This window comes from Mycobacterium sp. 012931 (assembly GCF_000419295.1).
Taxonomy (GTDB): Bacteria; Actinomycetota; Actinomycetes; order Mycobacteriales; family Mycobacteriaceae; genus Mycobacterium; species Mycobacterium marinum.
This window is the reverse complement of record NZ_AOPX01000001.1, coordinates 969,046-990,355: the sequence shown is the minus strand read 5'-3', so window position 1 is coordinate 990,355 and position 21,310 is coordinate 969,046. Positions and strand designations below refer to the sequence as shown.

The window sequence follows — 21,310 nt, the reverse complement described above, 5'->3', positions numbered from 1 at the left end:
CTTTGCGCCGCAGCACCGGCGGCCCCTACGCCCCGGACTCCGCATCGAGCAGGAGCTGCAGCGTCTCCCGAAGCTCGCCCAATCGTTGCGGTCCCAGGATCTTTTGCCACCGCCGCTGCGCATCGAGCGCGTTGGCGCGCATCACCCGAAGCGCCTGGCGGCCCCGTGGCGTCAACTCGATGATTCGCGCACGAGCGTCAGCCGGGTCCGGCGCCCGCAGGACATACCCGTGGCGTTCCAGTGCGGCTACCGCCTGGGCCACCGCCTGCCTACTCACCCCAAGCCGGTCGGCCAGGTCCGACGCATGCAGGCCCCCGCCCGCCAGTGGAACGAGGCCGATCGCTTGTGCCGGCCGGATCCCATCGAGTCCGGCCGCGGCGAACGCCGACCTCAACTGGGGAGCCGCTGTGGCCGCGACCAATTGCATCAGGGCCGGCACCGTGGGCTCCCACGCCGCATCCAGAACACGTCGCATGACACCGAGTCTGCCATTCACGACACTAATGACAAGATGCTTGTCAAGTATGCGGCTGGGTGTCACCATGTGGCCGTGGCGGTTCGATGCGCTCGGGTAGTCAACGTGTGCCTGCTGGCCGCCTTGATCTTCTTGGCCAACACCTGCGTAGTCGGCACGCGGCTATCGGCAACGCCCGATTTCCCGATCCCGGCCGGACGGTCGGTTCAGATCCTCAACTCGGGCGGGATTTTCCGGATCTATCGGGTGTACCGTCCGCGTGGCTTAACCGGCGCGGCGCCCCTTGTGGTGATGTTGCACGGCGGTTTTGGTGATGGCGCGCAGGCCCAGCGCGACTACCACTGGAACAGTCAGGCCGACACCGACGGTTTCGTGGTCGCATACCCCAACGGTGTGCTGCGCGCCTGGAATGGCGGCACCTGCTGTGGCGCGCCGGAGAGCTTCGACATCGACGACGTCGGATTCATCACCGATATGGTCGCGACCATCCAGCGCCGGACCCCGATCGATCCGGCACGCGTCTACGCCACCGGCATGTCGGCCGGCGCCATCATGGCGCTTCGGTTGGGTTGCCAGTCCGACAAGTTCGCGGCGATCGCTCCCGTGGCCGGCACGCTGCTGACCGATTGCGCCCACGCGCGGCCCACATCGGTGCTGCAAATCCACGGCACCGCCGACGATCGCGTCCCATACAACGGCGGGCCGGGCGCGGCCCGCTCGTTCGACGGCACTGCGCGTGTCGACGGCCCCTCAGCGGCCGCGGTCAATGCCACCTAGCGCGCCATTGATGCGTGCGCACCGCCGACCTCAACCACTTCCGGAGTCGTGACAACCCAAACCGCTTCCTGCACCGACGCACGCAGGGTCACATTGATCTCGGTGGCCGGAGCCGGCCACCAGTGGCCCGGTAGCAGGTCCAAACCCGTCCTGGAAACGATCGCCGGCATCTCGCCACCGTCGACGGCGCTGGACGCGACCGCCACCATCTGGCAGTTCTTCAGTCAGGCCCACCTGTGAAAAGGCTTACAGCGCTTAGCTTCTCACCGTAGGCACATTGGCAGCCCGGGTCAGCGCTTCTGCGCCAGGATGGCGCCGCCGACCCACCGCCTGATAAAGCTTTTCAGCTCATCATCGGAGCGACTGGGCACATTGGGCGCGACAAAGAATGACAGCAACACCCGCAGAAGGAACTCCACCAGGTCGTGCCTGGCCGACTCGTCGGCGAATCCATACTCCGCCCAGTCGACGTCGAAACGCTCCAGCATCCGCACCCCGAATACCTGTGCCTCTTCGGAGGTGAGATTTTCCGGGTGTGTGTGGGCGTACGGTTGCGCGATCAGAATGCCGAGATGGGGCGTGCGCACCACGTCGCGCAGCGTAAACATCACCGCTTCGGCCATCGCCTCCGCGGGATCGCGCATGCCGCGCACGGCTTCGGTGAGCCGATCAAGAAAGCCGTCCACCGATGCGATTGCCGCCGCGCGCATGAGCGCATCTGCGGTCGGATAGTAGCGGTAGACCGTCTGCCTGATGACCCCCAGAGACGCTGCGACCTGGGCGAGACTGACATCGGATCCGGTCTCGGCGATCAGCCTCACCGCCGTGTCGACAATGCGCCGCGATGCCTCTTCGTCCGAGGCCGGCGGCGCTCCATTCCATCCGCGCCTACGCGCCACCGAACATCACCTCCGAGCAAAGCATTGGGTGAGCATAGCGCGACATGATGAATAACACGAAGGCATACCTATGCTGCGGCAACCCGCAGCCACGAACCCCCGCGACGTGTCCAGATCCTCGATAAACCTGCAGCTAACCGGCGTGCGGGTGGCCACGAAGCGAACGCGCGAGCTGGCCATACTTGGACGTCCTGGCACCCACGATATTCATTGGACATTGATTCCAGAGCAAACAAGGTGAGACGTCGACGATGTGGTCTGGCCACGGGCATTACCCCGGCGATGCCGGCGGACTCCCCGCCCGATGCGTGAAACGCCCCGCCGCTTCGGACGGCTTACCACCAGCGGTGAGTGCTCACGGCCAGTTGGTGGCGAAATTTGCGTAGTCCTCGTCGAGCTTGGCACAGAAGTCGGCGGCGGTGCCGGCCAGCAGGATGTGGTAAGTCTCAGGGCGGTGGTCTTGCCCTGACGTCGGATAGGTCCATCCGTGGGCGCACATCGCGTTGGATCCACCGGCGGTTGCCGCGGGCCAGACGGACCGGATGCAACCGGTCAGCGCCTGCATGTCCGATGTAGCGCTCTCGGCGATGACGAGCATCGCCCCCCCCCCCCAACCCGCCATCGCTGCGCCGGTAGGCACGGGCCCCAAATGACGTGTTGACCTTCTGACATCCCAACGCGCGCTGCAGGGGGGCGAATGCGGAAGCCAGGCGTGAGTCGGCCACCTGCGCCGAGTCCATGATGAACGAGGCCGCGTCCGCGCCATCACCCTCTTGGACATCGGCATTACCCACGCTCATGAGTTGTCGCGCGATGCGGCTCTGGGCAGCCTCATCACCGCCACCGATGATCGGCCCGCCACCCGTGGATGGGATCGGGGGCAAGACGGCGCCGGGTGCGGCCTGCACCGGGGGCGCACCCACGACCGCGCCGGCGCACAGCACCCAGGCCGCGATATTCATGCCGATTCGAAATGCCATTGATTCCCCCAGGGTGGGCCGATGATCCGGGCTAGCGTACCCACCCGGGTGCAGCGCGCGACCGTGGTTCGCCGCGGCCGGAATGGCCGAGCGCGCCCGAATGCCAGCTGCTAGTCGTTCAGCATGCCGTCGATCAGCCGACGCAACACCTGTCGGCTCTCGCGGCGGGCACGCTTGGGATCATCGGCCGTCGCAATGAACATTGCCGCCTCGTCGAGCGCGCCGATCAACACATGAGCCAGTGGCCGCACCGGGTGGCGATCCAGCTGGCCCGCCCGGATGGCCTCGGTGATCAACTGCTCGGTCATGCCCAGGCTGTAGCGCTGTGCGACATCGCGGAAGCCCGCCCAGCCTAGCACCGCGGGTGCGTCCAACAGGATCAACTGACGCACCTCTGGATCGCCAGACACCTCCAGCCAGGCATCGACGGCAGCACGGATCGCGTCGGCGGGCGTGGCCGCCCCCGAGGTAGCCACCGAGGTAGCCATCCGCGTCATCACGTCCTGTTCCACCGCCTCGACGACCTCACCGAATAGCGCTGCCTTGTCAGCGAATTGGTGGTACATGGCGCCGCGGGTGACGCCGGCTTCCGCGGCGATCTCCGGCGTCCCCACCTCGGCATAGCCGCGACTGCCCCACAGCTTGCGAGCAGCGGTGATCAGCGCCTCGCGGGTAGCCGCGGAGCGCTCCTCTTGCGTGCGTCTCTTGATTTCCATACAACCTGTTGGTAAGTTACCGGCAGCGTGTTTGTAAGTGTATCGAAATGGGAGTCATCCATGCCGACGATCGACATTAACGCCGGAACCATCCATTACGAAGTAACCGGACCCGAACACGGCAGACCGGTCATATTCGTGCACGGGTACCTGATGGGTGGCCAGCTATGGCACCAGGTCAGCGAACGGCTTGCCGAGCGGGGCTTGCGTTGCTTCGCGCCGACCTGGCCCCTTGGCGCACACCCGAGGGCATTGGGTCCGGATGCCGACCGATCGATCACCGGCGTGGGTGACCTGGTCGCCGATGTGCTGGCAACCCTGGACCTGCATGATGTGGTGCTGGTAGGCAACGACACCGGTGGGGTCGTCGCACAGTTGGTGGCGGTGCATCATCCCGAGCGTCTTGGCGCGCTGGTGCTCACCAGTTGCGATGCTTTCGAACACTTTCCGCCACCGATTCTCAAGCCGGTGATCCTGGCAGCCAAGTCCAAGAAGATGTTTCGGGCCGCTATTCAAACCATGCGGTCGCCGGCGGCCCGCCGGCGCGCCTACGGCGACCTTGCCCACGCCGACATCGATGAGCTGGCGCAGCGCTGGGTACAACCGGCGCTCTCGAATCCGGCGATCGCCGAAGACCTGCGTCAGCTAACCCTGTCATTGCATACCGACGTCACCAGGGGCGTCGCCGCGCGGCTGCCCGAGTTCAGCAAGCCCGCCCTGATCGCCTGGTCGGCCGACGACAAGTTCTTTGCACTCGAGGACGGCCGGCTCCTCGCCGCCACCATCCCGAACGCCCGACTCGAGCTCATCGAGGGGGCCAGGACGTTTTCGATGCTCGACCGGCCAGATCGATTGGCCGATCTGCTATCAGCGGTGGCCGTACGCACCTAGGGCGCAACGCGCTGGGGACTGACGACGATCCAGCACCGCAACCGGCGCCCGGTTGGACGCCATTCACGCGATGACAATCGCCGCCAACCCCTGTTGCACCCGATCCGGCAGCGAGCCACCCTGACCAAGCCAGTCATCCAGCGCGATGCGCACCACGGCCATCGCCAACGCACCGACCAGCCGCGGCCTCGGGTCTTGGGGTACCAAATTGGGTATCCGCGGTGCAATCAAGTCGGCGATCGCCGATTCGTACCGCACATAGATGTGCAGCGTCCAGGCTTCCAACGTTTCCGAAGACCGGGTAAGCGTTGCCAATTCGCGTACTTGATCTTCCATCTCGGCAAATCCGACGGCGAGCCCACCGAAGGCGCCAACGACCGCCTCGACGGCGCTCAGATGCTCGGGTTGTGCCGCCAGAGCGGTAGCGATCCGGTCCAGCCAGTGCGCTGTCATGCCTTCTGCGACGGCGTCTTCTTTGGAGTTGAAATAACGGAAAAAGGTCGCCCGGCTGATGTCGGCGGTATCGGCGATGCGCTCCACCGTTGCCGCGGCCAACCCCAGATCGGCAACCAGCTGCGCCGCGGCCGTGGCAATGCGCTGGCGGGTCGCGGTGCGCTTGCGCTCGGCAAGCGAGGTGGCTGCGGGTGGCGGAGACATTCGCCCACTATATTCACGCGAACCACTACCGAATGTGTGAGACATAGTCTTATTGTGACACTATGTCTCACCACCTCGCCAGGCCTGTCGCGGATGCCCCCCAGGCGCTTGCCGCGTGGCAGTTCTTTCAGCGGATGCTCGCAGACGTCACCAAGATCGTGACCGAGGACGCCGAGTCCGAGCCGGAACTCCTGGAAGGACTGCGGGTCATCGCCCGGGTGTCGTCGCTATGCGCGCAAATGTCGGTGGAGTCCGACCCCGCCCGGCCCGTGTTCTTCGATATGTGTCCGCCGAACCGCATGATTGGCGGCCCCAACCCGGAGGGCAACTACTTTCTGGCGATGATCCGCGGCGACCACCGTTACCGGATCACCGGTACCCGGGGCACCAGTTGTTACCTGGGAATACAGATACTGGCCGGCACCGGACTCACGCCCCGGCGAATGGCCGGCTACCTCAGCGACGCCGACTTAGCGCTGCAGTCTGGTGAATTCACGCTGCTGCTTTCGGCGCTGGAACCCGGCGAGCTCGGCGGCGGGCAGTGGGTGCAAATCCCCGACGACGCATCGGCGATCGTCGTCCGGGAGTACGTCGGCGATCGCAGCCACGAAGAGCTGGCCAAAATGCGCATCGAGGCCTTCGACCCAGCCCCGGCGTCGCCACCAACCGACGACGAACTTGCGGGACAGTTCACGGCACTGGCGTGGTCCTTGATGAAGCTCACCACGCTGCACCGCACCATCAAGCCCGAACTGCTCGACCACCCCAACACCCTACTGACCGCCCAGGCCGCCGATCTTGGCGCCGCCGACACCACCCCGGACAACCTGTACATGATCGGGACCTTCCGGCTAGCACCGGGGCAGGCCCTGGTGCTGGACTTCGAGCCACCGGAAACGCGGTACTGGAGTGTCGCGCTGGAAAGCATCTGGCACGAATGTCTGGAGCCGGACAGCAGGCACAGCTCGGTGACCAATCGGGCGGTACGTGCCGGCGCGGATGGCCGGGTGCGTATTGCAATTTCCGAGCAGGACTTCGGTTTTGGACATTGGCTCGACACCGGTGGCCGGCATCGGGGGTTCGTGATCCTGCGCTGGCTGGACAATCCCCAAGCGCCCGACGTCGAGGTGTCGGTACGCCACCGGGAGCAGCGGGCATGAGCATGCCGCAGGATCGGTTCAAGCCCGAACGCCTGATCGCCACCGCCTGCGAGGAAGCCGGAAGCGACGACTTCGGCGCCGACGGGTGGCAAGACCGATTGCAGCGGGTCACCGACGCACTGATCCACGAGGCGCGGTTGTCGGCTATCGGCGTCGAGATCGCCCACCTGGACCTGATGCGCGCATTGCGTAACCGCCTCGGCGTCATCGCGTGGCGCCGCCAGCACCCCGAAATCGCCACGAAGGCAATCGATCAGCCCATCGTCATCGTCGGCCAGCCCCGCACCGGAACGACGATTCTCTACGACTTGCTCGCCCAGGACCCCGACCTTCGGGCACCGCTGACCTGGGAAGTCGATGCGCCGTGTCCGGTCCCCGCGCCCGAGACGTATCTCAGCGATCCACGAATCGCGCAGACAAAGGCCAGCATCGAACTCTCCGAGCAGATCATTCCCGGCTTCCTGTCCTTTCACCCGATGGGCGCACAGGTCGGACAGGAGTGCGTCCGCATCACGGCCAGCGAATTCACCAGCATGATCTATTCGGTGCAGTACCGGCTACCCAGTTACTACCGCTGGCTGCTGTACGAGGCGGACCACCGCGGCGCCTACCGATTCCATCGAATCTTTCTGCAACACCTTCAATCCGGCGTCTGGGGCCAGTGGCTGCTCAAATCGCCCGCGCATCTGTGGCAGCTGGATGCGCTATTGGCCGAGTACCCCGACGCGTTGATCGTGCAGACACACCGTGACCCACTCAACGTCATCTCCTCAATCGCGGCGCTGACCCATCACCTGCGCCGGATGGCCAGCGACGAATCCAGCATCGCCGAATGCGCGGCCCAGTGCTACGAGGAAATCGTGGTCGGCCTCGACCGGGAGATGGCGCTGCGCGCCGGTGGCGCCCCCCCGGCGGCCAGGTGATCGACGTGCTCTACACCGACTTCGTTAATGACCCCTGGAACACGATCAGGGGCGTATATCGCAAGCTGGGCCGCGAGCTGGCGCCGGAAACCGAACAACGCATGCGTGACTTCCTGAGGGCTCATCCCGGTGATGGCGGGCGGGGTCGGTACACCTGGTCGGATACCGGCCTGGACGCCAGCGTCGTTCGCGACCGGGTGCGTCCGTATCAAGACCGCTATGGGGTACCCACCAGGGAACGCCGGAGCCTGGGGTACCCACCGAGCAATTGCGGTAATTCACAAATGGCGTGAAGAAATTTGGCGCGGCGCTCCCTATAAGGGACCGAAACGGCATAGAATTCCGGCTTGTGACGACCTCGTCGAACCCGTGGGGCGACGAACGACGGAGACTCTCGCATCAGCTGCCGATGCGCGATCACTTATTCGGCCGCAGCCAGGCGCGACGGCTGAGCCGTCGATTCGCCGGGGTGGGCGTGAGGATCTCACCGCAGCGTCTTCGGGAGATGCACGCCGGCATGCCCGCCTCGGATAGCGAAATGACGAATATCAGTTTTGCGTTGATCGCCATCCAAATAACCCGTGAAAAACGCGTCGCGCAATTACACCGGTTGCAGCGCAAGTGCCGGCATGCATTGCTCTCGCTGGGCATGGTTATCGTCGCATTGAACTTCCTGCTCTGCATCGGCTACCTGCTGTTCAGCCTGACGCTGCAGCGTTCGATGTAAATCGTTGGCCCCCAGCCAGATAGCTCACCCGGCAGCACTGTTGCGCCCACCATTCGGGTAGCCCTACCCGGGTAAGACGAGTAGAACTACCCAAGCGGTCCACCCGGCCCACCCGTGATGCTTCAGGCATGACATCGCTGACGGGCTTTCCCAGCCCCGCCGAACTTGCCGAACGCACCCCGGCCGACCGTGACCGCGCCATCGACGTCATCCGCATCACGGCCTTGGTCGGCGTGGTCGTGGGCCATACGGTGATGGCGACCAGCGTCATCCGCGGTGAAGTCCTCCGCTGGGACAACCTGCTGACCACCTCGACCACGTTTCAGGCTCTGACCTGGATTTTTCAGATCATGCCGTTGTTCTTTTTCGCCGGTGCGGCGGCGTGTGTCCCGTCCTGGCGACCCGGAACGAACTGGGGCGGCTGGCTGATGAAGCGCGCCGCGCGGCTGTTTCGACCGGTTTTCTATTACCTGAGCTTTTGGGCGGTGGCGCTGGTCATCTTCTATCCGCTACTGCCCCAGCACGTTTACGAGCCGGTCGCCGGTGTGAGCATCCAATTGCTGTGGTTTCTCGGCGCCTACGTGCTGGTGCTGGCGGCGATGCCGGTGCTATCTCGAATCACCAGCACGGCGCGCCTGGCCGCCAGCGTAACCGCGGTCTACGCCATGATCGCGGCCGTCGACGCCGTCCGACTGCACTGCAGCGCCGGACCATCGCTCGGATACCTCAACCTCGCGGTCTGGCTCATTCCCGCCATGTTCGGCGTGGCCTATCGCCGCCGATTGCTGACACGAGCCCGCGCGATCGGCACCGCCGCGATATTTCTGGCCACCAACGTCGCGTTGCTGTGCTGGGGCCCTTACGAGCTGAGCCTGGTTGGCATCGAAGGCCAGCGGCTGCCCAACATGAGCCCTCCCTCACTGTTGTTGGCCGGTCACGCAATCATTCTGAGCGCGTTGGCTGTTGTGGCGGCACCGGCAATCGCCCGATGGGCTCGGCGCCCGCGGGTCTGGTGGTTGGCGGCGATCGGCAACTCCGGAGCCATGACTTTGTACCTGTGGCATATGCCAGCCCTGCTGGGCGTGCACCTGCTCTTCGACGGATTGGGAGCTCCCCGCTATCCCGGCGAGCCGGGCTTCGCCGTGATCAGCGCTGCCCAACTGTTGATCATGTGTGGTGCGGTGGCAGCGCTGTTCGTTGCGCTGCGGCCGCTGGAGAACAATCCGCTGCCCGGCTGGGACGGCGCACCTGCCATCACCTCGGTCTGGCGCGGCGCGGGGGTCGGCGTACTGCTGTGTGTGGCCGGGGCGGCCATCCTGGCGTCGGTGAAGTGGGGCCTCAAGGACGACGGACTTGCCTGCATCGCAGTGACGGTCGCCGCCCTGGTGGCCGCTCGGATCCTGGCCGTGGCGCGACTCCCGCGGTAAGGAACGGCCCCGCCTGGAAGCCAGCCCCTCGCTTGATTGACAAGCTACTTGTCATTCCGGCAGAGGGCTGTCACCATGAGTTGATGGCGCGTGAAACCGCTCGCATCCTTCGGGTGTTGAGCGCGGTTATCCTCGGCTCGCTCGTCGTCTGGACGGGCGGATGTTCCGCGGGTGGGCATGCGACTGGAGCGCCCGCACCCGCGACGATCCCGGTGGGCCGGTCCACTCAGAGCATCCAGTGGGATGGCGCCGAACGGACGTTCAATCTCTACCGGCCGCAGGGATTGACCGGCGCGGTCCCACTGGTGGTGATGATGCACGGCGGTTTCGGCAACGGTGCGCAGGCCGAGCGCGCGTACCACTGGAACGACAAGGCAGATCAGCAGCACTTCCTGGTCGCCTATCCCGACGGTCTGCACCGGGCCTGGAACGCTGGAACCTGCTGCGGCCTGCCCCAGCGCAACAATGTCGACGACGTCGGATTCCTCACCGCCATGGTTGCCGCGATCGGAAAACAGATCCCGATAGATTCCGCGCGTGTTTACGCGACCGGCATGTCCAACGGCGCCATGATGGCGCTGCGGTTGGGTTGCCAAACGGATATCTTCGCCGCGATCGCACCGGTGGCCGGCACGCTGGTGACCGATTGCGCACGCGCGCGGCCGACCTCGGTGCCGCAAATCCACGGCACGGCAGACCAGAGCGTCCCCTATGACGGCGGCCCCGGCAAAGCGGTGAAAATCAACGGATCGCCACGGGTGGATGGCCCGTCGGTGCCTTCGGTGAACGCGACCTGGCGCGCCATCGACGCATGTGGACCGCCCATCTCGAGCACTGCGGGCGTGGTGACAACCGTGACCGCCGAATGCGCAGACGGCCACACCGTGGAATTGATCTCGGTGGCCGGGGCGGGCCATCAATGGCCCGGCGGTACGCGCGGCCCCCTGCTGGAGAGACTCGGTCTTCCCGAACCGTCGACGGCGTTGGACGCGACCGACACCATCTGGCAGTTCTTCGCCGGGCACCGGCGCTGACCCGCCAGCTCCGTCGCCGAATCAGTCGCTGGAAAGCTCGCGGTGCTCGATCAGGTCGCGCATACCGCCGATACCGAGCCGCTCACGAAACGCCTGCGCCGTGTAGCCGACGGCCGTCGCGTCGGTGCGGGCCCGCACCGTTGCCGAACGCGGCATGTGAAACAGCACCCCCATCTCGCCGAAATATTCTCCGGGCCCGGCAACTTTGACCAATTCTTCGCCGCCGTCAGCTAATTCGTGCACGATTTCGAACTCACCCGCCGATACGACATAGATGAGGTCGCCCATCGTGCTCTGTTCAAACAGCACGTCCCCGGACTTCAATTCGACGACTTCGGGCGGCCGGTTGGTCTCCGCGAAATCGGGCGTCAACTCCACAACACGGTCGGCCATCGGCAGCATCCTGCTGTCGTGGGTGGCCACCACGACCACTCGGTCACCATCGGCGAGCTCGCGGATAAGCCGCAGCACTTCCTCTACCTGGATGAAGTCGAGGTGTGCGGTCGGTTCATCGGCCAGGATCAGCGGCGGGTCCAGCGCGATCGCGCGCGCAACCGCGACGCGCTGCTGTTGCCCTCCGCTGAGGTCCCCGGGCCGGTGTTTCATCCGCTCCTCGAGGTTGACGCGCTTCAACAACTCCTCGGCGCGCGCCCGTGCCGCAGCACGTGACATCCCGGCCGAACGCAGCGGAACCATCACATTCTCCAGCGCGGTCAGGCTCGGCACCAGGTTGAACGCCTGAAAGACGACGCCCACCTTGTCTCGCCGATATTTCGCCAGCGCCGTACCTTCGAGCGTGGTGATATCGATGTCCTCGAACTTGATCGCCCCGGACTTGGGTCGCAGAATGCCGCCCAGGCAAGACAGCAACGTTGTCTTCCCGCATCCACTCGGACCGAGCAGGATGACCAGAGACCCGGCCTCCACGTCGAGGTTCAAACCATTGATCGGCCGAAGGGCATATCCACCCCTGTAGTACTCGACTACCAGGTCCTGAATGCTGAGATCGCCCACCGGCTAAGGACCTCCAAACGCGAGTGCGGGATCCACGGTCATCACCCGCTTGAGTCCGGCGACGCTGGCCAGCAGGCCGATCAGGATTGCCACCACCGGTAGCGCCAGATAGGCCCCGCCAGGCACCGCGACGATCATCGGGAACAACGGAGCCAGCAGTTTCGACAGGACGACACCCACAACAGCGGCAAGCACCGCGACGACCAGCGCCTGCAACGCCAGTCCCGCCATGATCGAGTGCGTTGGCGTGCCGATCGCCTTGAACACCGCAAAGTCGCGCATGCGCTCCAGCGCGGAGAGATACACCACCGATCCGACGATCAGCACCGCCACAATCCACAGCAAGACCGCCACGATCGAAATTGAATTCACGGCGACCTTCAGCGGACGTATCAGGTCGTTGACCGCGCCCTCCCGGTCGTAGGTCTGGTAGCCCTCCGGGAGCTCTCGGGGCGAGCCGTCGATCCCGATCGACGTGATCATCGGTTGCCCGTTGTAGGCCACCCGCTGCAGGCCCTCGGTGGTCAGAAAAATGTTGGGGATCTTGGCCAGCGCCGTGGAGTTGGGCACGATGCCGACAATCCGCAGCTTGTGCGCTCCGAGCTGCAGGGTGTCATCGATATGCCGGTTGAGCGTGCTGGATACCGCGACCTCGTCCGGTTTGGACGGCGCTCGCCCGTCCGATACCTCGGGCATGCCCGGTCCGTGCTCCGGTGCACCGAAAGCCGTGACGTTTCGGGTTGACTTGCCTTCCTTCATGATCGTGCCCATGCTGGCCAGCGGCGCCGCGGCCACGACGCCGGGCTCGGCGGCCACCCGCGCCACGTCAACGTCGGGAAATGGAATCGAGCCCAGAAACGGCCCGGCCGCGCCGGCTTTGACCACGAAAACGTCGACACCGAGGGAATCGACGGTGTGCTGCGCCTCCACCCGGAAACCATTTGCCAGCCCGGTCATGACGAGCGTCATCCCGAAGATAATTCCGGTGCTGATAATCGCAATGACCAGGCGGCGCTTTCTCCATTGCATGTCGCTCAACGCCCCGAAGAGCATTCCCAGAACCTACCAACGTCGCATCGTCGGGGACCATGTTTTGTTGAGGCCACCCAGGCCCGGCAGCGCCAACCGACCGGCGCGATTGCGGCGTCGGCATGCCGGATCCCGCGCGGCGAGCGCGCCCGATCTGGTGGTGGCCTAGGATTTGTGCAGACCGGGGGTGCGCCACTGAGCTGCATGTTGGCGGCGGAAGCGGTCGGCGGGGTTCAGATAGCAGCCCGGCCCGAAACATTGGATGTCTGCCAACGAGCGGTGTCCCGAACAGGGACGGATGTGAGATACAGCAATGGTGGAACAATCTGGCGACCCAACGCCACCCACAGCATTCGGAATCGAAAAATCCCGGGTTGGCGAAGCGGTCGTGGTGACGGTGTCGGGGGAACTCGACATGCTGACCGCACCCCGGTTGGCCGAGATGCTCCGCACTTCGCTCATCGAGGCGCCCGCAACACTGATCGTTGACCTCTCGAAGGTCGATTTCCTGGCCTCAGCGGGGATGACCGTCCTGGTCAGCGCCAAGGCGCAGGCCGTGGCGCCGACGCGATTCGTGGTGGTCGCGGACGGTCCGGCCACCAGCCGGCCGATCAGGCTGATGGGGATCGACGCCATGTTGCCCCTCTATGACGCACTGGATGACGCGCTCAACGACATCTCCGATAGCTGAGCCGGCACCCCAGCGTTTGCGCTCTCGAATCATTGACTGAATCGAGCGGGCGGAATACCGTCGTACATACGCTACGCGCCGTAGCGTAATAACCATCCAGGTCCGGGTTGGCAGGCCGGTGGCTCGCGTCGCAGCCGCGCGACCAGGGAGAGGCTCAGAGGGCTCATGTTCGATTTGAAGATCGTCGGCGGCACCGTCGTTGACGGCACCGGGGCCGCACGCTACCGGGCCGACATCGGCATCAAGGACGGCAAGATCGTCGACGTCGTCCGGCGGGGCACCGATGATCCCGGCCTGGGCGGTGAGTCCGCCGAAACCATCGACGCCACCGGTCAGGTGGTGGCCCCCGGCTTCGTCGACATCCACACGCACTACGACGGTCAGGTGAGTTGGGACAGCACCCTGGAGCCCTCCAGCGGGCACGGGGTGACGACCGTGGTCACCGGCAACTGTGGGGTGGGTTTCGCACCCGTTCGCCCCGGCAGCGAGGACTGGCTGATCAGGCTGATGGAGGGGGTCGAGGACATCCCCGGCACCGCGCTCACCGAGGGCATCACCTGGGGCTGGGAAAGCTACCCCCAATACCTCGACACGATCGGCAAGCAGAAGTTCTCCATCGACGTGGGGAGCCAGATCGCCCACGGCTCCGTGCGCGCATACACGATGGGTGAACGCGGCGCCCGTAATGAACCGGCCACCGCCGAAGACATCGCGGCGATGGGCCGGCTGGTCACCGAGGCGATCGAGGCCGGTGCGCTCGGGTTCTCGACCTCACGCACGCTGGCTCACCGCGCGATGGACGGCGAACCGGTGCCCGGAACCTTCGCCGCCGAGGACGAGCTATTCGGGCTGGGGCGCGCCATGGCCGCCGGCGGACAGGCCGTCTTCGAGCTCGCCCCGCAGGGCGCCGCGGGCGAGGACATCGTCGGGCCGAGAAGGGAACTGGAATGGATGCGGCGCCTGGCCGGTGAGATCGATCGACCCGTATCGTTCGCTCTGATCCAGGTGGACGCCGATCCCAACCTGTGGCGCGAGCAGCTGGAGCTCTCGGCCAGCGCGCACGCGGCGGGCAGCCGCCTGCACCCGCAGATCGCCGCGCGCCCGTTCGGGATGATGATCGGGTTCCAAGGTCACCACGCCTTCACCCACCGCCCGACCTACCGCCGGCTCAAGGCCGACTGCACCCGCGACGAGCTCGCGCAACGGTTGGCCGATCCCGCGGTGAAAGCCGCGATCCTGTCCGAGGACGACCTACCCATCGACCCGAACGTGTTGTTCGACGGCATGTCCGCCTTCGTTCAGTACTCGCTGGGACGCCTCTATGCGCTAGGCGATCCGCCCGACTATGAACCCACCCGCGACCGCACCGTCGCCGCAATAGCCCAAGCCCGCGGCCAGGATCCGCTGGCGACCCTCTATGACCTGATGCTCGAATCGAACGCGAGCGCCATGCTGATGTTGCCGCTGTTCAATTACGCAGACGGAAACTGCGATGCGATCCGCGAAATGATGCTGCACCCGGCCGGCGTTCTGGGGCTCTCGGACGGCGGCGCTCACTGCGGCATGATCTGCGACGCCTCCTACCCCACCTTCTTGCTGACCCATTGGGCACGCGATCGCAAGCGGGGCGAGAAGTTGCCATTGGAATATGTGATCCGCAAGCAGGCCCGCGACACGGCCCACCTGTTCGGCCTCACCGACCGCGGCACCATCGAGCCCGGCAAGAAAGCCGATCTCAACGTCATCGACCTCGAAGCGCTGCGGCCGCATCCGACCGCGGTGGCCTACGACCTGCCCGCCGGCGGCAACCGGATATTGCAGGGCGCAAGCGGATACGCCGCCACAATCGTCAGCGGAGCGGTGACCCGCCGTGGCGGTGTCGACACCGGAGCCCGTCCCGGCCGCCTGGTGCGCGGAGCGCGTTAGCGGGACGCGATGAGCACCGCCGCCGGCAATCCCGCCCGCACTCGCGACGAGGACGCGATTGGAGTTCCGCCGGCTTCCCCGACACTGGTGCCCGCGCAGCGCTACCACTCCCCCGCGTTCGCCCAGCTCGAAATCGAACGAATGTGGCCCAAGGTGTGGCAGCTCGCCTGCATGCTCGACCATGTCGCCGCGCCGGGCGACTACTTCGAATACCGCTGCGGCCCCTATTCGGTACTGATCGTCCACGACTGCGACGGCGTGCTGCGCGCATTCCAGAATGTGTGTCGCCATCGGGGCAATTCGCTGTGCGCGGGCTCGGGTTCGGGCCTGCGTGAACTGAAGTGCGGCTACCACGGCTGGACCTGGGATCTGACCGGAGAACTGCGGCGAGTGCCCAATCGCAAGGGTTTCGGCTCGCTGCACATGCCCGACTTCCCGTTGCTGCCCGTGCGGGTCGAGACCTGGGAGGGCCTGGTCTTCGTCAGTCTCGACGTCACCGCGATGCCATTGATGGATTACCTGGACCCGATACCCGAAGACATCGCGTGGTGCGGGCTGAGTGATTTTCGCTGCTACGCCACGCTCACCGTGGAAGTCGATGCCAATTGGAAGACCATCGCTGACGGCTACAGCGAGACCTACCACATTCAGACGTTGCATCCCGAATTGTTGCGCTGTGTCGACGATATTCACGCCCCACAACAGATCTGGAGGCACGCTGGGAAGTCGGACCAGCCCTACGGTGTGCCGAGCCCACGCTTCGAAGGCACCCTGAGCGACCAAGAGGTCTGGGACGCTTACGTTTACACGCAGGGTGCGCTGATGGGCGCGGCCGAAGGCACGCCGTTGCCGGCCGACGAGCGCCGGCCCGGCCAGTCGGTTCAGGATCTCATTGCGGCACGCACCCGAGCCTTTGCCGCCACCCGCGGTGTCGACCTCGAGTGGGCCGACACCGATCGGATAACCCGGCGGCATCAGTACAACTTGTTTCCCAACATGACGTTTCTGGCCAACGCGGACCACCTGACCATCATGTGCTCGCGGCCCCAGCCGGAGCACTTCGCCGATCCCGACAAGGGCGAGATGGTGATGTTTCTGATGACGCGGATGCCGCCGGACGCGCCGCACAACAAGCCGACAGACGTCCGGATGGCCGCCGATCAGGCCGAGCCCGGGATCGTGCTCACTCAAGACATCCGAGTGCTCCCGGGTGTCCAGCGCGGCTTGCATCAGCCCGGCTTCACCCATCTGGTGCTGTCCGGCGAGGAACGGCGGATCATCAACATGCACCGCAACCTGGAGCGCTACCTTGATCTACCCGAACCCGAGCGGATGAGCGGGGGCGGACTTCGCCCCGGACCGGGGGCCCCGCGTGTGTGATGGTTCACATCGGGCGGATCGGATCAGCAATCGATCCGGCACCCACCACAGCTCCGGCCGCCGTTTTCGCAGCTGAACAGCGGTCCGAATGCGGCGCCGCGGGCCCCGAATATTATTGTGCGCATCCGCGTTTAACGCTCGATGGTCAAATGTGTCCGGTCTTGGTCGCCCCGGGCCTGCAGCCAACCGCCCGCCCGTGCGGTGTCCGGCCAACCGCCGGGCACCGCCAAATGTGGCCAATCGGGGGAGTGACAAGACGACGAGTCGGTGTGTATGTTGACTGCTCGTCACAACAAAATAGCTAACAACATTGCTGTTGACGCGACGCGGGAGAAACCTCGCTATCGAGGCGCCGTAGGAGCAATCTCCTCCCCGAGAATCTCTCAGGCCCCAGTACCGCATCGCCGAGGCGACTCTGGAGACAAGGATCGGTCACCTAGACCGTGCCTTACCGAAGGTGTACGACGTCGCTGTAATGGCGGCGCCACAGACTCTCAGGTTTCAGGACAGAGCGGGGAGGGAGCAACCAGCCCGGTGCGATCCGGGCCCACGGAAACCGGAGTTGCCCCTTGTCTGAAACATATGAACAACTGCACGGCGGTCGCGCTGTCGCTTCCAGTTTCGTGCCCCGTCACATCGGCCCCGATCCTGCGGCGATTGCGCACATGCTCGCCACGGTCGGCTACCCCAGCCTCGATGACCTCATCGATGCTGCCGTGCCGGCGTGGATCCGAAACACCGCGCCGATGGCCCTGCCCGCGGCTCGAACCGAACAGCAGGTGCTCACCGATCTGGCCTCGATGGCCGAACGCAACACGATCCGGGTGTCCATGATCGGCCAGGGCTACTCGCCGTGTGTGACACCAGAAGTGCTGCGCCGCAACCTCATCGAATCGCCGGCTTGGTACACGGCGTATACCCCTTATCAGCCCGAGATCTCGCAGGGCCGTCTCGAAGCGCTGCTGACCTTCCAGACCATGATCGAGGACCTCACCGGGCTGCCACTGGCCGGCGCGTCGTTGCTCGACGAGGCGACAGCGGTCGTGGAAGCGATGCTGCTGATGCGGCGGTCCAACAAGAGCCCGTCTGCACGACTGTTGGTCGACAGCGACTGCTTCACCCAGACCCTGTCGGTGCTTCGGACCCGTGCGGCAGCGGTGGGCATCGACATCGAACTCGTTGACATCGAAAAGAAGCTGCCCGAGGGCGACTTCTTCGGCATCGTGCTGCAAGCACCCGGCGCCAGCGGCGCGGTACGGCACCTGGGCCGGTTGATCGCCACCGCGAAAGCCCGGGGCGCCATGACCACCGTCGCCGCGGACCTGCTGTCGCTGACCCTGTTGACCCCGCCAGGGGAACTCGGCGCCGACATCGCGGTGGGCTCGGCCCAGAGATTCGGTGTTCCGCTGTTCTTCGGCGGGCCCCACGCCGGGTACATGGCGGTCCGGAGCGGGCTGGAGCGGGCACTGCCGGGCCGGCTGGTCGGGGTGTCCAAGGACGTCAACGGCGCACCGGCCTACCGACTTGCCCTGCAGACGCGCGAACAGCACATCCGCCGCGACAAGGCCACCAGCAACATCTGCACCGCCCAGGCACTGCTGGCCAACGTCGCCGCGATGTACGCCGTCTATCACGGACCGGAGGGGCTGCGCGACATCGCTTCTCGAGTTCACGCCCATGCTGTGTCGATTGCGGCCAGCCTGCGCCACCACGGTTACACCGTGGCCCATGACCAGTTCTTCGACACCGTGCTGGTCGAAGTCCCAGGCCGCGCCGGCGAATTGATCGCACGCGCGGAAAGCCTCGGCATCAATCTGCGACGTGCGGGTTCTGATCATGTCGGAATCAGCTGCGACGAGACCACCACCACCGAGGTCATCACTTTGGTGCTCAAGGCCTTCGATGTCGAACGCATCGCGCCGAGCCGATCCCCCCTGGGCTCGGAGTTGCTCAGGACAACGCCCTACCTGCAGCACGGCGTATTCTACGAACACCGCTCCGAGACCGCCATGATGCGGTTCCTGCGCAAGCTCTCGGATCGCGACCTGGCCCTGGACCGCACCATGATCCCGCTGGGTTCGTGCACCATGAAGCTCAACTCCGCGGTCGAAATGGCCCCGATCAGCTGGCCGGAGTTCGCGGCCATCCACCCGCACGCCCCGATTGCGCAGACCACGGGATATCGGGAGCTGATCGCCGATCTCGAGCGCTGGCTGGCCGAGATCACCGGCTACGACCGCGTCTCGCTGCAGCCCAACGCGGGATCCCAGGGCGAACTCGCCGGCCTGCTCGCCATTCACGGCTACCACGCCAGTCGCGGCGAGCAGCAACGCCGAATCTGCCTGATTCCGCAGTCGGCTCATGGCGCCAACGCGGCCTCGGCGATGCTGGCCGGCATGCAGGTGGTCGTGGTGGCCACTGCCGCCGACGGCAGCATCGACCTAGCCGACCTGCGCGCCAAGATCAGCACCCATTCAGCGGAGCTGGCGGCCATCATGCTCACCTACCCGTCCACCCATGGTGTCTACGAGCCCGACGTCACCACCGTGTGCGATCTGGTGCACAAGGCGGGCGGCCAGGTGTACATCGACGGCGCCAACCTCAACGCGCTGGTGGGAATCGCGCGGCCGGGCCATTTCGGCGGCGACGTCTCACATCTGAACCTGCACAAGACATTCTGCATTCCGCACGGCGGGGGTGGACCCGGTGTGGGCCCGGTCGCGGTGCGGGCGCACCTGGCCCCGTTCCTGCCGGACGACCCGCACCAGGACACCAGTGACTCGTCGGTGGCGGCGGCGAACTACTGATCAGCCGGGATCTTGCCGATCACCTGGGCCTATATCGCTCTGATGGGTCCCGACGGCCTGGCCACGGCCACCAAGTCGGCCGTGCTGTCAGCCAACTACCTGGCCGCCAGGCTCAACGACCACTACCCGGTGCTCTACACCGGTCCACACGGATTGGTCGCCCACGAGTGCATTCTGGATCTGCGGGAATTGACCCGCCGCTCCGGAGTGACCGCAGAGGACGTCGCCAAGCGGCTCATCGACTATGGATTCCACGCCCCCACGCTGGCGTTTCCGGTAAGCGGCACACTGATGGTGGAACCGACCGAGTCCGAAGATCTGGCCGAGCTCGACCGGTTCGTCGATGCGATGGTCGCCATCCGCGGCGAAATCGACCTGGTCATGTGGGGCGAGTGGCCCTTGGAGGCCAGCCCACTGCGCCAAGCCCCGCACACCGCCGAAATGGTGTGTGCAGATACCTGGGACCTGCCGTACCCGCGCAGTGTGGCCGCATTCCCGGCGCCCTGGCTGGTCACCGACAAGTACTGGCCTCCGGTGCGGCGCATCGATGGCGTACACGGCGATCGCAACCTGGTCTGCTCGTGCCCGTCGCCAGCGGCCTTCGAGTCAACGTTGCCGCCGAAATCCGCGTCACTTCAAGTACTTTGACCAGCAAGGGAATAGACATGACGACCAGCAGAATCACACCGGCCACTCCATTGCTGCAGCAGCACCATGAGCTGGGTGCCCGCTTCACCGACTTTGCCGGCTGGCAAATGCCGGTGCGCTACGGCAGCGAGCTCACCGAACATCACACCGTGCGCAGCGCCGCCGGATTGTTCGATCTGTCGCACATGGGCGAAATCGAGGTCCTCGGTCCCGGGGCCGCGGCCGCCCTGGACTACGCGTTGGTGGGCGCGTTCTCCGGCCTCAAGGTAGGAAAGGCCAAGTACTCACTGCTGTGCCGGGAGGACGGCGGTGTGATCGATGACCTGGTGGCATATCGGCTCGCCGAGGACAATTTCCTCGTCGTTGCCAACGCCGCCAACGTGGCGGCCGTCTACGAAGCGCTGGTCCAACGGGCCGCCGGATTCGACGCCACGGTCACCGACCGCTCCCAGGACACCGCGCTCATCGCGTTGCAGGGACCCGTCGCCGAGCGGATGCTGTGCAAGGTGGTCGCCGAGGCCGACCGGGCCACGGTCACCGAGCTCAAGTACTACGCGGCCACGCAAGTACAGCTGGGCGAGATACCAGTGCTGCTGGCCCGCACCGGATACACCGGCGAAGACGGATTCGAACTCTACGTCGACAACGCGCACGCCGCCCCGGTCTGGCACCTGCTACTCGACGCCGGTCGCGCCGACGGCGTCATCCCGGCCGGATTGGCCTGCCGCGACACGCTGCGGCTGGAAGCCGGTATGGCGCTCTACGGCCATGAACTCTCGCTGGAGACCAGCCCATACGACGCGGGACTGGGCCGAACGGTACGGCTCGAGAAGTACTTCGTCGGCCGCGATGCCCTCGCCGAACTGGCCGCGCAGGGACCGCGACGCACGCTGATCGGCCTGCAGGGACTCGGCAAGCGCGCCGCTCGGGCCGGATATGCGGTGTACACCGAGGACGGCCAACGGCAGATCGGGACGGTCACGTCGGGGGCCCTTTCTCCCACGCTGGGCTACCCGATCGCGATCAGCTACGTCGACGCCGGCACGGTAGACGCTGATTCCATTGTCGCCGTGGATATCCGGGGCAGCATGGAACGCTTCCGGGTAGTCGCGACACCGTTCTACGTGCGACCGCGCCCAGCCTGATCCT

At 65.5% G+C, this 21,310-nt stretch carries 15 protein-coding genes, 4 pseudogenes and 1 riboswitch; of the genes and pseudogenes, 12 read left to right on the top strand and 7 right to left on the bottom strand.

What is annotated here, in order from left to right; all coding sequences use genetic code 11:
• Positions 1 to 25: 25 nt before the first annotated feature.
• Positions 26 to 475 (bottom strand): MarR family winged helix-turn-helix transcriptional regulator, encoded by a 450-nt coding sequence (locus MMSP_RS04375; RefSeq protein WP_020785636.1) that lies wholly within the window; start codon positions 473 to 475, stop codon positions 26 to 28.
• A gap of 36 nt (positions 476 to 511) precedes the next feature.
• On the opposite strand from MMSP_RS04375, the pseudogene MMSP_RS04370 reads away from it, so the two are divergent.
• Positions 512 to 1,492 (top strand): annotated as a pseudogene (locus MMSP_RS04370) (PHB depolymerase family esterase).
• A 50-nt stretch (positions 1,493 to 1,542) separates the two neighbouring features.
• Here MMSP_RS04370 and MMSP_RS04365 read toward each other — a convergent pair.
• From MMSP_RS04365 to MMSP_RS04355, 3 genes and pseudogenes are all read right to left on the bottom strand, one after another.
• Complete coding sequence (locus tag MMSP_RS04365; protein ID WP_020727704.1) at positions 1,543 to 2,151, bottom strand: TetR/AcrR family transcriptional regulator; 609 nt, start codon at positions 2,149 to 2,151, stop codon at positions 1,543 to 1,545.
• A gap of 355 nt (positions 2,152 to 2,506) precedes the next feature.
• Positions 2,507 to 3,131: pseudogene (locus MMSP_RS04360) on the bottom strand (hypothetical protein).
• A 110-nt stretch (positions 3,132 to 3,241) separates the two neighbouring features.
• The gene (locus tag MMSP_RS04355) at positions 3,242 to 3,847 is read right to left on the bottom strand and encodes a TetR/AcrR family transcriptional regulator (RefSeq protein ID WP_020727702.1); all 606 of its coding nucleotides are present in this window, start codon (positions 3,845 to 3,847) and stop codon (positions 3,242 to 3,244) included.
• A 60-nt stretch (positions 3,848 to 3,907) separates the two neighbouring features.
• Here MMSP_RS04355 and MMSP_RS04350 point away from each other — a divergent pair, with 60 nt between their 5' ends.
• Positions 3,908 to 4,738, top strand: coding sequence for an alpha/beta fold hydrolase (locus tag MMSP_RS04350; RefSeq protein ID WP_020785631.1), 831 nt, complete (start codon positions 3,908 to 3,910; stop codon positions 4,736 to 4,738).
• A gap of 63 nt (positions 4,739 to 4,801) precedes the next feature.
• On the opposite strand, the gene MMSP_RS04345 is transcribed toward MMSP_RS04350, so the two are convergent.
• Complete coding sequence (locus tag MMSP_RS04345) at positions 4,802 to 5,395, bottom strand: TetR family transcriptional regulator (RefSeq protein ID WP_012392219.1); 594 nt, start codon at positions 5,393 to 5,395, stop codon at positions 4,802 to 4,804.
• A 62-nt stretch (positions 5,396 to 5,457) separates the two neighbouring features.
• Between MMSP_RS04345 and MMSP_RS04340 the strand changes: the two genes are divergently transcribed.
• The 5 genes and pseudogenes from MMSP_RS04340 (at position 5,458) to MMSP_RS04320 (ending at position 10,666) form a co-directional block, all read left to right on the top strand.
• Positions 5,458 to 6,555 carry a DUF1214 domain-containing protein gene (locus MMSP_RS04340; RefSeq protein ID WP_020785630.1) on the top strand — a complete coding sequence of 366 codons (1,098 nt, stop codon included), beginning with the start codon at positions 5,458 to 5,460 and terminating at the stop codon, positions 6,553 to 6,555.
• Positions 6,552 to 7,771 (top strand): annotated as a pseudogene (locus tag MMSP_RS04335) (sulfotransferase). The gene MMSP_RS04340 and the pseudogene MMSP_RS04335 overlap by 4 nt, the downstream one beginning before the upstream one ends.
• A 56-nt stretch (positions 7,772 to 7,827) precedes the next feature.
• Complete coding sequence (locus MMSP_RS04330; protein WP_036427085.1) at positions 7,828 to 8,205, top strand: hypothetical protein; 378 nt, start codon at positions 7,828 to 7,830, stop codon at positions 8,203 to 8,205.
• Between the two features lie 128 nt (positions 8,206 to 8,333).
• Positions 8,334 to 9,632, top strand: a complete 1,299-nt coding sequence (locus tag MMSP_RS04325; RefSeq protein ID WP_020785627.1) for an acyltransferase — start codon at positions 8,334 to 8,336, stop codon at positions 9,630 to 9,632.
• An 83-nt stretch (positions 9,633 to 9,715) separates the two neighbouring features.
• Positions 9,716 to 10,666, top strand: a complete 951-nt coding sequence (locus MMSP_RS04320; protein ID WP_036426153.1) for a PHB depolymerase family esterase — start codon at positions 9,716 to 9,718, stop codon at positions 10,664 to 10,666.
• 21 nt (positions 10,667 to 10,687) lie between these two features.
• Here the strand turns inward: MMSP_RS04320 and MMSP_RS04315 are convergent, their stop codons facing one another.
• Together MMSP_RS04315 and MMSP_RS04310 are read right to left on the bottom strand one after the other, a co-directional pair.
• Positions 10,688 to 11,680 (bottom strand): ATP-binding cassette domain-containing protein, encoded by a 993-nt coding sequence (locus MMSP_RS04315; protein WP_020785625.1) that lies wholly within the window; start codon positions 11,678 to 11,680, stop codon positions 10,688 to 10,690.
• Positions 11,681 to 11,683: 3 nt separating this feature from the next.
• Complete coding sequence (locus tag MMSP_RS04310; RefSeq protein ID WP_036426149.1) at positions 11,684 to 12,733, bottom strand: ABC transporter permease; 1,050 nt, start codon at positions 12,731 to 12,733, stop codon at positions 11,684 to 11,686.
• A 289-nt stretch (positions 12,734 to 13,022) separates the two neighbouring features.
• Between MMSP_RS04310 and MMSP_RS04305 the strand changes: the two genes are divergently transcribed.
• The 5 genes and pseudogenes from MMSP_RS04305 (at position 13,023) to gcvT (ending at position 21,306) form a co-directional block, all read left to right on the top strand.
• Positions 13,023 to 13,400, top strand: coding sequence for an STAS domain-containing protein (locus tag MMSP_RS04305; RefSeq protein ID WP_012392211.1), 378 nt, complete (start codon positions 13,023 to 13,025; stop codon positions 13,398 to 13,400).
• A 165-nt stretch (positions 13,401 to 13,565) separates the two neighbouring features.
• The gene (locus tag MMSP_RS04300; RefSeq protein ID WP_020785623.1) at positions 13,566 to 15,326 is read left to right on the top strand and encodes an amidohydrolase family protein; all 1,761 of its coding nucleotides are present in this window, start codon (positions 13,566 to 13,568) and stop codon (positions 15,324 to 15,326) included.
• Positions 15,327 to 15,335: 9 nt separating this feature from the next.
• The gene (locus MMSP_RS04295; protein WP_020785622.1) at positions 15,336 to 16,706 is read left to right on the top strand and encodes an SRPBCC family protein; all 1,371 of its coding nucleotides are present in this window, start codon (positions 15,336 to 15,338) and stop codon (positions 16,704 to 16,706) included.
• Between the two features lie 317 nt (positions 16,707 to 17,023).
• Positions 17,024 to 17,115: riboswitch (glycine riboswitch) on the top strand.
• Between the two features lie 256 nt (positions 17,116 to 17,371).
• Positions 17,372 to 20,161 (top strand): annotated as a pseudogene (gene gcvP, locus MMSP_RS04290) (aminomethyl-transferring glycine dehydrogenase).
• 17 nt (positions 20,162 to 20,178) lie between these two features.
• The gene (gene gcvT / locus MMSP_RS04285) at positions 20,179 to 21,306 is read left to right on the top strand and encodes a glycine cleavage system aminomethyltransferase GcvT (RefSeq protein WP_015354023.1); all 1,128 of its coding nucleotides are present in this window, start codon (positions 20,179 to 20,181) and stop codon (positions 21,304 to 21,306) included.
• The last annotated feature ends 4 nt before the right edge of the window (positions 21,307 to 21,310 follow it).

Coding starts and splice junctions, on each gene's coding strand:
- MMSP_RS04375 (WP_020785636.1), bottom strand. CDS start 475: ATGCGACGTGTTCTGGATGCGGCGTGGGAGCCCACGGTGCCGGCCCTG.
- MMSP_RS04355 (WP_020727702.1), bottom strand. CDS start 3,847: ATGGAAATCAAGAGACGCACGCAAGAGGAGCGCTCCGCGGCTACCCGC.
- MMSP_RS04350 (WP_020785631.1), top strand. CDS start 3,908: ATGCCGACGATCGACATTAACGCCGGAACCATCCATTACGAAGTAACC.
- MMSP_RS04345 (WP_012392219.1), bottom strand. CDS start 5,395: ATGTCTCCGCCACCCGCAGCCACCTCGCTTGCCGAGCGCAAGCGCACC.
- MMSP_RS04340 (WP_020785630.1), top strand. CDS start 5,458: ATGTCTCACCACCTCGCCAGGCCTGTCGCGGATGCCCCCCAGGCGCTT.
- MMSP_RS04325 (WP_020785627.1), top strand. CDS start 8,334: ATGACATCGCTGACGGGCTTTCCCAGCCCCGCCGAACTTGCCGAACGC.
- MMSP_RS04320 (WP_036426153.1), top strand. CDS start 9,716: ATGGCGCGTGAAACCGCTCGCATCCTTCGGGTGTTGAGCGCGGTTATC.
- MMSP_RS04310 (WP_036426149.1), bottom strand. CDS start 12,733: ATGCTCTTCGGGGCGTTGAGCGACATGCAATGGAGAAAGCGCCGCCTG.
- MMSP_RS04305 (WP_012392211.1), top strand. CDS start 13,023: ATGGTGGAACAATCTGGCGACCCAACGCCACCCACAGCATTCGGAATC.
- MMSP_RS04300 (WP_020785623.1), top strand. CDS start 13,566: ATGTTCGATTTGAAGATCGTCGGCGGCACCGTCGTTGACGGCACCGGG.
- MMSP_RS04295 (WP_020785622.1), top strand. CDS start 15,336: ATGAGCACCGCCGCCGGCAATCCCGCCCGCACTCGCGACGAGGACGCG.
- gcvT (WP_015354023.1), top strand. CDS start 20,179: ATGACGACCAGCAGAATCACACCGGCCACTCCATTGCTGCAGCAGCAC.